The 13,477-nt window shown below is 59.6% G+C and carries 11 protein-coding genes; 6 read left to right on the forward strand and 5 right to left on the reverse strand.

Annotated features, from left to right (window positions below; translation table 11 throughout):
* Positions 1–91: 91 nt before the first annotated feature.
* Both AB8A23_RS11705 and AB8A23_RS11710 read left to right on the forward strand, forming a co-directional pair.
* A complete protein-coding gene (locus tag AB8A23_RS11705; protein ID WP_439059666.1) occupies positions 92–814 on the forward strand; it encodes an SDR family NAD(P)-dependent oxidoreductase in 723 nt (240 codons plus the stop codon).
* Positions 815–905: 91 nt separating this feature from the next.
* Positions 906–2,321 carry an aldehyde dehydrogenase family protein gene (locus AB8A23_RS11710; RefSeq protein ID WP_439059665.1) on the forward strand — a complete coding sequence of 472 codons (1,416 nt, stop codon included), beginning with the start codon at positions 906–908 and terminating at the stop codon, positions 2,319–2,321.
* 415 nt (positions 2,322–2,736) lie between these two features.
* On the opposite strand, the gene AB8A23_RS11715 is transcribed toward AB8A23_RS11710, so the two are convergent.
* Both AB8A23_RS11715 and AB8A23_RS11720 read right to left on the reverse strand, forming a co-directional pair.
* Complete coding sequence (locus AB8A23_RS11715; protein WP_439059664.1) at positions 2,737–5,178, reverse strand: sensor domain-containing protein; 2,442 nt, start codon at positions 5,176–5,178, stop codon at positions 2,737–2,739.
* 552 nt (positions 5,179–5,730) lie between these two features.
* Positions 5,731–6,057 (reverse strand): hypothetical protein, encoded by a 327-nt coding sequence (locus tag AB8A23_RS11720; RefSeq protein WP_439059663.1) that lies wholly within the window; start codon positions 6,055–6,057, stop codon positions 5,731–5,733.
* A 242-nt stretch (positions 6,058–6,299) separates the two neighbouring features.
* Between AB8A23_RS11720 and AB8A23_RS11725 the strand changes: the two genes are divergently transcribed.
* Together AB8A23_RS11725 and AB8A23_RS11730 are read left to right on the forward strand one after the other, a co-directional pair.
* Entirely contained in the window at positions 6,300–6,752 is a 453-nt protein-coding gene (locus AB8A23_RS11725) for an Hsp20 family protein (protein ID WP_439060535.1), read from the forward strand.
* Between the two features lie 110 nt (positions 6,753–6,862).
* Entirely contained in the window at positions 6,863–7,072 is a 210-nt protein-coding gene (locus AB8A23_RS11730) for a sigma-70 factor domain-containing protein (RefSeq protein WP_439059662.1), read from the forward strand.
* 526 nt (positions 7,073–7,598) lie between these two features.
* Here the strand turns inward: AB8A23_RS11730 and AB8A23_RS11735 are convergent.
* The 3 genes from AB8A23_RS11735 to AB8A23_RS11745 all read right to left on the reverse strand — a co-directional run bounded on the left by AB8A23_RS11735 (position 7,599) and on the right by AB8A23_RS11745 (position 11,218).
* Positions 7,599–9,086: a PLP-dependent aminotransferase family protein gene (locus tag AB8A23_RS11735; RefSeq protein ID WP_439059661.1), complete on the reverse strand. Its 1,488-nt coding sequence runs from the start codon at positions 9,084–9,086 to the stop codon at positions 7,599–7,601.
* 139 nt (positions 9,087–9,225) lie between these two features.
* Positions 9,226–10,485, reverse strand: coding sequence for an MFS transporter (locus AB8A23_RS11740; RefSeq protein WP_439059660.1), 1,260 nt, complete (start codon positions 10,483–10,485; stop codon positions 9,226–9,228).
* 10 nt (positions 10,486–10,495) lie between these two features.
* Positions 10,496–11,218, reverse strand: a complete 723-nt coding sequence (locus AB8A23_RS11745; RefSeq protein ID WP_439059659.1) for a hypothetical protein — start codon at positions 11,216–11,218, stop codon at positions 10,496–10,498.
* Between the two features lie 370 nt (positions 11,219–11,588).
* Between AB8A23_RS11745 and AB8A23_RS11750 the strand changes: the two genes are divergently transcribed.
* Together AB8A23_RS11750 and AB8A23_RS11755 are read left to right on the forward strand one after the other, a co-directional pair.
* Positions 11,589–12,392, forward strand: coding sequence for an MOSC domain-containing protein (locus AB8A23_RS11750; RefSeq protein WP_439059658.1), 804 nt, complete (start codon positions 11,589–11,591; stop codon positions 12,390–12,392).
* Between the two features lie 258 nt (positions 12,393–12,650).
* The gene (locus AB8A23_RS11755) at positions 12,651–13,364 is read left to right on the forward strand and encodes a YqcI/YcgG family protein (RefSeq protein ID WP_439059657.1); all 714 of its coding nucleotides are present in this window, start codon (positions 12,651–12,653) and stop codon (positions 13,362–13,364) included.
* The last annotated feature ends 113 nt before the right edge of the window (positions 13,365–13,477 follow it).

A 13,477-nucleotide genomic window follows, 5' to 3' on the forward strand; every position in this document is an offset into this window, starting at 1 on the left:
CGCGCTGTTGCCGGTATGTCGCCTGACGATCGGGAGTGATGAAGTGACTGACGTGACTAGCATCGATGTTCCCGCGCTATCGACTCCCAAAGTGGCGCTCGTCACCGGCGGCAGCAGCGGAATCGGCAAGGCGACGGCAGCGCGGCTCGCCGCTGGCGGATCGGCTGTCGTGGTCGGCTACAACAGCCGCAAGGAGCTGGCGGAAGATGTCGTGAGCGGGCTACAGGGTACCGGGCATCTCGCTCTGCGCATCGCGATCGACGATCCATCCTCTATCGCCGAAGCCGCGGCGCGGGTGCAGAAGGAGTACGGCCGGCTCGATGTACTGGTCAATTGTGGAGGCGCCACGACGCCAGTGCCCGCCAACGATCTTGACGCACTGACCGACGAGATCTTCGACCGGACCGTGACCGTCAACCTGCGGGGGCCTTTCGCCATGGTGCGCGCTTTCCGTCCATTGCTCGAGCGCGGCAGCGGCGCTGCCATTGTGAACATTTCGTCCATTGCCGCACGCACCGGGCTGGGAAGCAGCCTCGCTTATCTCTCCGCCAAGGCTGGCGTCGACGCGTTGACGATCGCGCTCGCGAAAGTGCTCGCACCCAAAATCCGGGTGTTTTCCATTTCGCCGGCCGGCGTGGATACGGATTTCGTCGCCGGCCGGACGCGGGAACAGTTGCAGCGGGTCGCCGAAAAACTCCCGCTTGCCCGCATCACGACGCCCGACGATGTCGCAAGAGCGGTGATGGCCTGCATCGTCAGCCTGACGAGCTCGACGGGGATCGTCGTGCCCGTGGATGAGGGCAGGCACCTCTAAAGCACTCAGCGGCGGGAGTTGCGGCGAGATAGCGACGGCGGGGCCGCGAGCTCCAAACACAATGGCTATGTAGGCGTTACGGATGGAGAAGATGGACAAGCTGAAGTTCTATATCGACGGCTCCTGGGTGGATCCCGTCACACCGTCAACTCTTGAAGTTTTCAATCCTGCGACGGAGGAGGCCTTCGCGCGGATCAGCCTGGGCTCTCGCCGGGATGTGGACCGGGCCGCGCAGGCCGCCCGCCGCGCCTTCGCGACATATTCCGAAGTGAGCGTGAAAGATCGCCTCGTCTATCTTCAGAAGATCATCGAGGGATTCAGGGCACGTCTGCCGGAACTGGCGCGGATGATGACGCTGGAAATGGGATCACCGATCACCTTTGCGACGGAGCGCCAGGCGACCGTTGCGCTGTTTCATTTCGAGGAAGCTGCGCGCGTGCTTGCGGACTACAGGTTCGAAGAACCAATGGGAGGCGGGGTCGTTCGCCGCGAGCCGATCGGTGTCTGCGGTCTGATCACGCCGTGGAACTGGCCGTTGAACCAGGTGGCTTCGAAGGTCGCGCCAGCGCTGGCCGCCGGCTGCACGGTCATTCTCAAGCCCAGTGAAATCGCTCCGCTGAGCTCCATGCTGTTCGCCGAGATCGTGCATGACGCCGGCATTCCAGCGGGTGTGTTCAATGTGGTGAACGGCGATGGTCCGACGGTGGGTGAGGCAATCGCCGGCCATCCCGAGATCGACATGGTGTCATTCACCGGATCGACGACGGCTGGTGTTCGGGTGGCGAAGCTTGCGGCGGATACGGTCAAGCGTGTCGCGCAGGAACTGGGCGGCAAGTCCGCCAATATCATCCTTCCGGATGCTGATCTGAAAGCTGCCGTGATACAGGGCGTTCACGCCTGCTACACAAATGCTGGCCAGAACTGCCAGTCGCCCACGCGCATGCTGATTCCGCGCGCACAGCGCGACGCAGCCTTCGCCGCGGCAAGTGAAGCCGTCGGCAGCATTCGTCTTGGCGATCCGCTCGATCCGGCGTCCACCATGGGACCTTTGGTGAGCCAGTCACAGTTCGAGAAAGTGCAGGACCTGATCCAGTCCGGCATCGACGAGGGCGCGACCCTAGTAACGGGCGGAACGGGCCGGCCGGCCGGGCTCAATCGCGGATACTACGTTCGCCCCACGGTGTTCGGCGACGTGACGTCGCAAATGAGAATTGCGCGCGAGGAGGTGTTCGGTCCTGTGCTGTCCATCATGAGCTATGACAGCGAGGACGAGGCCATTGAGATTGCCAATGATACGCCATTCGGACTGGCGGGCTTCGTGCAATCGCGTGACCGCATCCGTGCGCGCACCGTCGCCAATCGCATCCGCGCAGGACGTGTTTACCTCAACGGCGCTGCATTCGACCGGAGCCTGCCATTTGGAGGATACAAGCAGTCCGGCAATGGGCGCGAGTTCGGGGTTTTCGGCTTCGAAGAATATCTGGAGGTTAAAGCGATCATCGGGTAGCAAAGCCGGCTTCGCCCGCAAAACACGATAGCGGTTCGCCGCAAGTAGTCCGCCACGAGGCTGTCGTAGCTCTCGCGGCGCCGCGGTCGCGCGCTTCCTCCAAGTTGGCGCGCGGCCGCACATTTCTTCCCGCGGGAAAATTTGGGCTTCGAATCTGAGCCCGTGCCCCGCAAAGTGGCCGGATCAGTCATACGGCTAAAAGGACTATAGGTGAGCTGAGGGCGGCTCTTGGCACGAAGCGGACACGGCGGTGTTTTGCAGTCAGTCCAGTTACCGCGATTCTGAGCTAGTAAATCTGCATGCCGCTTCGCCTGCTCAGCGGAAGATATTGATACTATCCTATACTTCAATTGCCGTGTTGCGGCCTGATCGGGAACAAACCGCAGTAACAAACGCTCCACTTCCATAACGAAGGTTATGCTTTTCGATTCATCCATTTGGCGTCGCGCTCTATGTTTTTTGCCACCAAAGGCGCTTGCTCGGCTGCGATGGGCGGAGAGAAGACGTAGCCCTGCACGAAATCGCAGTCGAACGCGGCGAGCAAGTCCACCTCCGCCGCCATTTCGGCCCCTTCGGCGACGACACTCATTCCCAGCCCATGCGATAGAGCGATCATCCCACCGAGCAGCTTACGTTTCTCGGGCGCGGTTGCAATGCCGTCTACGAATGTCCGATCAATCTTCAGACAAGTGAATGGAAGACGCGTCAAATAGCCCAGCGAAGAATAGCCGGAACCGAAATCATCAAGCGCCAGCTGGACGCCTAATTTCGATAAGGCTGTAAGCGTGTTACTGACTTTCTGCTTGGTATGATCGACAAACAAATTTTCAGTCAGTTCCAGGCAGAGCAGTTCTGAAGGAAGGCCGGTCTCTGCGAGCACAGTTGAAACTACTGCCTCAAAATCCCCACTCCAGATTTGAGCCGGAGAAACGTTCACCGAAATAGATCGTGGCGGCAATCCGGCATCTAGCCAACTGCGCATTTGCTTGCAGGCGTTGCGTAGCACCCAATGGCCGAGATCAACAATGAGACCAGTGCTTTCCGCAATGGGAATGAGCTCCGAAGGTGCAATCGGCCCCCGCTCAGGATGATCCCAGCGCAGTAGCGCTTCGAAACCACTTACGCGGCCGGTCTTCAAATCGACTTGTGGCTGGTAATGTGCTTGGAGGCCCCCAGTCTCTACGGCGTGGCGGAGGCGTCGGCCGAGGTCTAACCTTTGATCAGCCGCCTGAGCGTAAATAGGCTCAAAAAGCTGCGCTCGGCCGCGTCCTGCCTCTTTGGCCATGTAAAGCGCAAGGTCTGCGTTGCGAGAAGCTTTCTCCGCCGTTGCCCCATGTTCTGGCAAGACAGCAATGCCGATGGTGGCGCCAATGCAGGCCTCGCCTTCGGCGAGTTCGACGGGGACCGATAACTTAGCGATAAGCCGATTTGCAAGGATGAGCAGCGCTTTGGCAGACGTGGAGGGCTCGTCCGTCAGCACGGCAAATTCGTCGCCGCCGATCCGGGCAACGAAAGCTTGCGGACCCAGCTCTTGTCTCAGGACATTCGCGACGTGGATCAGCAAGCTGTCGCCAGCGGAATGACCGAGGGAATCGTTGATCTCTTTAAATCGATCAAGGTCTATTAGTAACAGAGCGTCGTGTCCATTTTCCGAGATCGGCTTCTCGAAAAGACCGGCGAGTTTACGCTTAAAGAGAGCGCGATTGGCAAGTCCTGTCAAAGGATCGGTATAAGCAAGTAGCTCGAGCTTGCGCTCAGCTTCTTTGCGATCGGTGACATCTTGAGCAGTGCCAACTATGCCGACAATCTCTCCGTGAATAATCTCCGCTTTGCATATGACGGCCAGATCGCGCGTCGTGCCGTCAGCGTGCACAATTCGTATGTCTGTGGCTTCCGTCTTGCTGCTGCGAAGAATGCGCTTCTGCATGTTCAGAAGACGATCGGCATCGTTTTCTAGAAAATAAGGCCTGGTACTCTCATCGGTTGGTTCAAAGGTGGTAGGGTCCAGGCCAAGCATTTGATAGAGTTCAAGCGACCATACCGTTCGGCGGGTGTCCAGTCGGTGATTCCAGGTTCCTATTTTGCCCAGGCGATGAGCATCTTCCAGAGCGTGGGTTCGCTGGTCGAGCAACGCGCGGGCTGTTCTGAGCTGTGTGATATCGCTCGCCGTGCCGCGATAGCCTAGGAATGTCCCGTCATCGGCGAAGATCGGCTTGCCGCTCGTGCAAATACTGATCCGCGAGCCATCATTCCCAATCGATGTGTAGACAAAGTCACGGAAGGGGCGCTGGGCTTCCATGTCCGCCCTGTGCAAGGCCATGGAGCCTTCTTCTTCGGGTGCATAAGATAGCTCCCAGCGCGCCTTTCCGCCGGAAGCTACATTTTGTAAGGCTGCATTTCCATCAAGTGACTTAGGATAGGGAAGCAGCCGATGGTCGGGTCCAGTCTCCCAACACCAGTCCGAAGCGGTACTGACGAAATCCGCGAGCCGCTGTTCGCTCTCTGCCAAAAGTCGTAGGGCAGAAGTTTCCGGGGTTACGTCCCGGACAACGCCGAACACCCGCTGAACTTGACCGTTCGGGGCGAACTCTGGTTCGCCATGCACTACGCAATCAAGCTGAGTGCCATCGGATCTCAGAAGTTTCGTCTGTATCGCAAATGGCTGACCCTCCGCCCAACATGCTGAGTAATGGGCCGCTAAAACATCGCGGCTTTCGGGTAGGTAACGCTCTCGCATTGCAGCAATGGGAGCGGAACCATCGGGAGTTTGGAAGTCGTAGAGGGAAGCGAATTCTGCTGATTCCCAGAAATTGGTCGCAGTGGCGCTGTGCGACTCCCAATACCATACGCGAGCCATCCTCATCGCGCGATGCAGCGACCGCTCCTCATGCCAGCGCCTCCGCGCTTCTGGTGCGGGAGGCTGCCCCAATGACAATCTACGAACGGCCATCTTTCCCCACCAAGACGAACGCGCACAACAATAGAACTAGCTTGGTAGCATGCAGCCTTAAACGATTTGAGCGGATGATGCGTCGGTAGGGGCGCGCCCTGCATCTTGGTATAATTTGGGTAAATAGCAGCTGAGAACGTCGAACTGGATTCGGCACCACCTTCCGACCAAACGGGTGTTGCGCCGGTACGTGTGCAAGAAGATATTCCGTAGTGAAGGTTTTGCGACTCTCAGAGAGATAGGTGTCCGTTTATCCCTGACGTCTCACGACAAGGATTCTCGCCGCTTGCGCATCGGATGCAGTGCTTTCGAAGGAGTACCCATAGCTGCGCCAGATCCTATTGGTGCAGCGCCCCTGGCCGACGTTTGAGCCCGCCGCACCCACGGCGGGCTCGTCATCAAGCGTCTCGACCGCTATCGAGATGAATGTCCCTAACTACGTCATGGCCCGACGTTAGCCTAAAAGCCGACCGCCAATTTGGGCTCTTCTAACATGGGAGGCCGCACCGCCGGCGCTCCGCTCAGAGGGGGAGGATCATCCTCCTCATCGAGGTCTCTCAAGGCACTCAGGACGCGTCCCACCGGGATAGTAGTGGACGACCCCGGAAGCTGTCTCAGCCACGGGCTATTCTCGACGGCAAATGCATCCGACGCCCATGCCGCCAGCACGCAGCGCTTTTCAAGGCTTGAGAGGACCGGGTCGGCGAGCACCTCTGACGGGTCACTGTAGGTCGCTGCCAGGATCGAATTTGCATGAATGTCGAAGACTGTCTGGTTCGATTTCATGGTCGCCTCCTTTACTCCTTTCTGTTTAAGACGGCGATGAGCGATGTAGAGCGGGCGGCCGGCAGGTCAAGAAGATGGCTCTGGCAGAAGCCCAAAAAAAATTGCGACGCCCCCTTGAAACTTTCTCGCTGTTTTTTTTATTTTAGTGCTGCTGGACGCCAGAGGTTGGGTCCAGTGTGAGGCGGACGCCGGGGGTGTCCGGCGCCTGCTCATACCCATCTTGCTCATTGGAGGATTTGGCTATGAAGACTTATGACTTTGCTCCGCTTTGGCGCTCAAGCATTGGCTTCGACCGCCTGTTTGATCTCGTGGATGCCGCACAACGCGCTAACGAGGACCATTTTCCCCCATACAATATCGAGCGTGTCGGTGACGACCGATACCTCATCTCGCTCGCTCTGGCGGGTTTCTCGCCAGATGAGATCAGCTTGACGGCAGAGCAGAACGTTCTGACGGTCGAGGGCCGCAAGGGCGAACAGAAGCGTGACTTCCTGTTCCAGGGCATTTCTGGTCGCGCGTTCAAGCGGCAGTTCAACCTCGCCGACCACGTCCAGGTGACCAGCGCGACTTTCGAGAACGGCCTGCTGCAGATCAGCCTGATCCGCGAGATTCCCGAGGCCATGAAGCCGCGTAAGATCGAAATCAACGGCGCTTCCCGCTCTAACGTCGAGCAACTTGAAGCCAGGGCAGCCTGACGCCTTTATCGATCGCTTTATGCAATGGGTCCGCGATGGCTTCGGCCGTCGCGGACCTGCGTGACATTTGGCATCGCGCTGATCACTCGCGAAATCGTCAGGAGGCAGGGATGACCCACTTCGCACTTCCAGCCTTGGCCGCTGGAGAAGGCCTTACGAATTATCTCACCGCGATCAGGCAGTTTCCTCTCCTCAAACCTGAAGAGGAACTCGCCTACGCCAGGCGCTTACGCGAAGACGGCGACAAGGACGCTGCCTATCATCTTGTGACCAGCCATCTCCGGCTGGTCGCCAAGTTGGCGATGCGCTATCGCGGCTAAAGGCCTCTAGTCCAAACACGAGGTCGGCGAACCGGTTCTCGATATAGAGTCTGATCCCGCGGCGCGTGCCCAAATAGAGATGGAAGCCAGGCCCAAACACCTCGCGTTTCTTTTTCCAGTTCGCCCGGATATCGCCGAACCGGTCGCGCAACTGCACGAACGTCGTGTAGCAGTCATGAGCATTGGGCGGCGGCGTGGCGCCGTGGCATCGGCATTGTATAGCGAATACCCGTTGCGAGCGAAGTCGTGGCCCGGCGTTCTTCACGTTATCGACGCATTTCTGATACTCGGACCGTAGAAGTAAAGAACAGCAAAAGCCGTGGCTGAAACCCTCTTCGAGGCACTGACTTCGGGCAGGGTCCATTCCGAGATCGATCGCCGCTACCGGCTGCGCGATATCCGGTAGGCCCACGAGGAACTGCGGGCCGCGCAACGACCGGAGCTGCGACCCTGATGCGGTAGCGGCGCGGGTGGGCGACCGACGGACGACCTTCGCCGCGAGAGCGACGTCGATTTGCGACGCTTGCTACGATTCGGCGCCGACCAGGTCGAAACGGTCCAGGCATTCCTCGAGCAGGTCGATTGAGCGCGACAGTAGGAAATCGTTGGAGAAGTTTGCATAACCGAGAAGCAGGCCCTGTTTGGGAGCGACTTTGATATATCTCGAAGAGAGGCTCGACAGGCCTAATCCGCTGTCGTTGCCAAGCTTGCAGATTTCGACGTCGCTCGCCGATCCATCGATCGTGCCGAAGAGATGAAGCCCGCAGCTTTTTGGGCAGATGGAGAGCCGGGGGCCAAATCGCGAGGTCAGCGCGTCGATGACCAACTTTCGCCTTGCCGCGCAGATGCTGCGCGATCGCTTCAGGTGAAGCGCGAAATGACCTTCGGCGATGAAAGCCGCTAATACCTTCTGCTGCAAGATCGAACTCCCGTCCAGCATGGTATCGGCGACGCTGCGCACAGGAGCCACTGCGCCTTCGGGGCACACGACATAGGCCACACGCAGATTCGGGTGAAGGGTCTTGCTGAACGTGCCAAGATAGAGCGTGCGGCCATAGGCGTCCAGATTGTGCAATGTCGGCAGGTGCTGCCCCTCGAAGCAGAATTCGTTGTCGTAGTCGTCTTCCACGATCCAGGCCCCGGTCTCGGCAGCCCAGTCGATCAGCGCGGCCCTGCGGCGCAACGACATGCATACGCCGAGCGGGCTCTGCTTGGTGGGCGTTGTGATCGCCATCCGGGCCTGAGCCGCGGTCTCGCGACCCACGTTGACGTCGATTCCTTCGGCATCCACTGCAACCGGCACGGCGCACAACTCAAGCTGCTCGAGCACGGCAGCTGTCGGCGGATAACCGGGATCCTCGATCCAGACCGCGCTTCGCGGCGGGATAAGCGCGCCGAGCAGCAGGCACAGCGATTGCCGGTACCCGCTCGTAATAAAGATCTGGTGCGGCGCGCACCTGATTCCTCGCGCCACGCTCAGATAGCCGCAGATGGCCTTTCGCAATCCGACATAGCCCTGGACGTCCTCGACGAGCTCGCTCATCTCCGCACGATCTCTCAGTATGCGTTGGCTCATCTTGAGCCAAGCGGCCCGCGGAAACAGGTCGAGTGCGGGAACGGAGATCTGGAACGGGCTGATCCCCGTACTCGTGGCAGCCGTTCCAAAACGATCGTCCCCGACCGCACCGGGTGAGGTGTGCTCCGCTGGTCCGGATTCCGGGCCTGATGAATTCTGGGTGGGCGGCATCCCCGCGACCGTTATGCGTGGCGGAACATACGACACCCTTGTTCCAGACTGCCCGTGGCTTACGAGTAGTCCTTCGCCGATCAGCAGGTCGTACGCCCGTTCGATCGTGGCGCGCGAAAGACCGAGCTCGGAGGCCAGCGTTCGGATCGACGGTACCCGCGCGCCATAGGGATACGCTCCCTGCAGAACGGCGTCCTTCAGGCGGTGATACACTTCGCGGTAGCGCGGCTGATATCCCGTAAACTGAAGCCGGGAAGAATGTTGCACCGAAGCTCCTTTTCGATTTCGTCCTTAGCGTTGACCGGGGTATCTGCGCCGGCCCGTAGGGGTGACCATCCCAGCCGGATCGCTTGCAGCCGCGATCGACATCCAGCTTGTCATGCGCAGTCGCGCTCTTTGAGCCGCATCAAAGTCGTCGCTGCATCAGCGACACGCCGACGATGCCCAGCAGCGAAATGCTGGCCAGGATCAAAATGAGCGAGTTGTAGCCCGCAGCAGAATAGACATTGACGCCATCGCGTGTAGCACCCTCCCAGGTTTGGTGGAGCAGATATCCGAGAACGGGTTGCAATGCGCCGGTCAGAAGTCCCGCGGCCGTCGTGTTGATGGCGGCGCCAGTGCCGAGGCGGGCGACGGAGTAGATGCTCCTGACGGCTTTCAGGATCATGGGCGTCATTCCGCCAGCAATCAGGCCCAGCACCGCGAAGCCCGCGACGATGGCATCCGGGCCTGTCAATTGTCCCACCGCGGGGGCCAGCAAGATTAGGCTGCCGGTCCGGAGCAGGCACATCAGGATGTGCGCGCGTCCAACCGATCGTATCCGGTCCGCGGCATAGCCGAACACCACCGAGCCCGCCATGCAGCAAGCCATGAACACCAAGAGTGTAGCGGTCGCATGATGGCGCGGCATATCGAAGACGTCCGTCAGCAACGGAATGCCCCAGACGCCAGAGATCGTCGTCACGGTGACAAAGTGCGCCGCAAATGTCAGCAGGCAGCCCCAGCTCTCCCGTTTCCCTAGTTCGGCGATGGCCGAAGACAGCACGGCGCCGAGGGTGGTCCGCGGAGCGGCAGGGCTGCGCGGGCGCAAAACATAGGATGCGACCAGAAGGTTGCAGAGGCAGAAGGTCGCGATGCTTGCAAAGCTCGTGCGCCAGCCTACCGACGATACAAAAAACGCGAGCGGCGTAGCTGCCAGGGCACCTCCCGCATAACCGGAGAGCTGCGACAGGCCGGACATGATTCCAAACTGGCGTTCGCGAAACTGCTGCGCCACCAGCTTGATCAGGGCCGTGAAGATCAAGGCGTCGCCGCACGCGACGATGAGCCGGGCTAGAAACGCGAACGGGACACTTGTCGAGGCCGCGAACAATGCCGTGCCGATGGCAGAAGCGGCGAGACTCCAGATGACCACCGTCTTGACCCCGAACACATCGACGAGGACGCCGGCGGGGAATTGCATCAGCATGTAGCCGATAAAATACGAGGACGCGATGATGCCGAGGCCATCGGCGCCGATGCCGAAGTCGCGCGCCAGTTCGCCGACGATCGTTTGCGGGCAGACGCGCTGCAGGAAGGCAACCGCGTAGGCACCGGAGACGCATCCCCATCCGGCAATATTCCGCCATGAAAGCGAGGTCGCAGAGTAGGTGGGCTTCGCGAGCATGGTAGCTTAACTAGTTTGACGGTCGCGCGACGGTCCCTACCGTGAAGATCGCATCCCTTGTATCAGGTACGATGCGGCGGAACGTTTCGGTCAGCGCGCGGTCCGACTCGTAAGCCGGCTGATTATAGTAGGTGATGTTGGGATAGGAGTTGCGGATGATCAGGTTCGGAAACTCGACCTCCCGGGAGGGATAGAGAATCCCGGCGATCTGGACGGCGATGTCCTTCAAGGAAGAATCGCTCCGGCCGTCCGACAGCGAGGGCAGGAGCCGCCTGCATGCCCGTCCATTGGCGCTCCATGCCACCGGATTTCGCGTGCGCCACGTGTAGTAGATTTCCGATCCCGCAGGCACGGCGGAGAGTTCAGTATCGAGAACTCCCCTCAACAGCAGCCCGAACAGGCCCTTGCGCTGGTGCTCCGGCCTGAGTTCGATTCCGGACCGGCAGATCACCGGCCGGCCATCGATCGAGAGACGTCGCCAGATCGTGAAACCGACGATCTGGTCGGCCAGACGAACCAGTCCGATGCCGTAGCCATCCTGAAACGGCGTATCGGACGCCGACCACCACGGACTGTCGAGCCGCCAGTTGGTGGAAATGATCTCGTTGAGCAGATCGATGATGCCCGCCCTGCAATGCTCGGGAACGTCGATGGCCGACCGAAAAATATCCAGTTGATAGGAGCCATGCCGGTGCGCATGCATCGCGGTCGTGTCGTTGCTCAATTGCTGCATGTGTCACTTCCTTGAAGTTCGCAGGGCGGTTAAGTATCGCATCGATCATTTGATGGCGAGCCGAAAAGGCTACGCAACTTCAAGAAGAAATATTCGTTTGTCGTGTGCGCGGCTGATAGTGGTTGCTGCTCCCGGGAAGTGCGGCTGCCTCAGATTTCTCTCGCGCACGAGTCGCAGGTTCGACGGCAGGATGTACAGTCGCGCAGACTTCTGTGGCGAAAGAATCACCTGATACATAAATCGTCTGGTGTCATGACCCTACCCAATCGGCGGTACATGGCCCTTTGAAATGGCAATCCCGTTACTAACGTGCGGATCAAACGGCAGCGCGCCCTGTGATGTCGCTGTTGTCGACAACACACGACCTGACATGCAAATCCGTGAAATCTGGCTCTATCCGGTCAAGGGGCTCCGGGGGCACTCGATCCTCGAAGCCAGCGTCGAGCCGTGGGGCCTTGCCGGCGACCGGCGATGGATGATCGTCGATGCCAAAGGGCGCTTCGTTACTCAACGAACGGTCCCTGTCCTGGCCACCATAAATGCGTCCGTATCTTCAGACGGAATAAAACTAGCAGCGCCTGACGGGTCCTCGGAAGTGTTGCCTACGCCCGAACCGACGGCGGAGCGTGTCGATGTCGTTGTGTGGGAAGATAATACACCGGCTCTCCTCGCTGGCCGCGAAGTAAATGCCTGGCTCAGCGACAGGCTTGGGGGAGAGTATCGGCTCGCCTACCTGCACCATCCCTCCAGCGCGCGGCGCGTCGATCCGGAATATGGCGCCGCGGCCGACAGGGTCTCTTTTGCGGACGACTTTCCGTTGCTGTTGATCAACAGATCGTCGCTGGTCGATCTGAACACGCATCTCATGCGCCCGGTCGACGTCACGAGGTTTAGGGCCAATGTCGTCGTGGAGCACGAGCACGCATGGGCCGAGGACGATTGGCGCCGATTGGAGCTAGGAGGCGTGGGCTTTCGGGTTGCCAAGCCTTGCTCCCGATGCACCGTTATCACGATCGATCAGGAGCAGGGGCTGAGGCCGGACGGCCAGGAGCCGTTGCGAACCCTCTCAAGAATCAGACGCGACGCGCGTGGTAAAGCAATCTTCGGTCAATATCTCATTCCCGATGATCATGGTCTTATCAAAGTCGGCGACGTCGTGAAAATTACGCGATAGCGCGCTGCATGATGCCGCCTGCATGGCGACGAAGAACGTTGCTATCGCGCAGCGTACTTTTGCGAGGCGTTCCTTCGCTTTGGGTGCGACGACCTGATTTTTCGCGGGCCTTATGACCTGCTATGGCCTCGCATCATCGATGATACATGCACCTTCTGAACTACCGGCCTCTTTCGTAATGGTGACGCCCCCCAAACGGCGGGCATCGACAACGCGAGAGGATAACTCATGAGTCTCATCGAGCAGAGCCAGATTCAGATGACGTTCGACAGCGCGAGCTGGCAGCAGAACTGCTTCAGGCAGTTGGCGGAGCGCCTGACACCGCCATCGGAGTTTCCGTGCATTTTTTCGCAGAATGCATTCGGTCGCGGATTGCTGCTGTTCTCCTTCGTGGAGGACGGGTCGCAGCACAGCCTGCAGCAGGCCGCTGAAGATCTTTCGGACTACGTGGAATTGTCGCGTCGCTGGGACGGCAAGGTCAGCACAGCGCGCCCGCTGGTCGTTGCATTCTCCCAGGAGGCCGCTTCGGCGAATGATGTTGCCGGCTATCACGATATCGGATGGCGGACATTGCAGAGCTGGCATGAACTCGACCGCGATCCCTGGCCGGACGACGTCGCGACCGACCCGCATTCGCCGTACTGGGCCATGTGCTACAACGGCATGCAGTTGTTTGTGAACATGAGCAACCCCGCCCATGTGCAACGACGCAGCCGAAATCTCGGCGACAACCTGCTGTTCATCGTCAATCCGCGCGAACGGTTCGATATCGTGGCTGGCGAAACCCCGGAAGGGCGGCGCGTCCGAAAGCGAATCCGCGACCGGATCGAGCGGTACGACGGCCTCAGCCATAGCCCGCAACTGGGGAGCTACAATGCCGGCGAAATCGAATGGTGGCAGTACGGCGTGATCGACGAGAACAGGGAGAGAGCAGATCGTTGCCCGTTCCTTTTCAAGTCGGCCGCCGCATAAGCGTGTCTTGCGGGGCGGACGTCGCGCAAGCTATTTCTGCGAATTGGAGCCGGCGAGAAGCAGGACGTATGCCGGCGGCGCTTGGACAGTGCGTTTATCGCTTTTTGCCGGCA

The sequence above is a fragment of the Tardiphaga sp. 619_E2_N8_4 genome, from assembly GCF_051810905.1.
Lineage (GTDB): Bacteria > Pseudomonadota > Alphaproteobacteria > Rhizobiales > Xanthobacteraceae > Tardiphaga > Tardiphaga robiniae.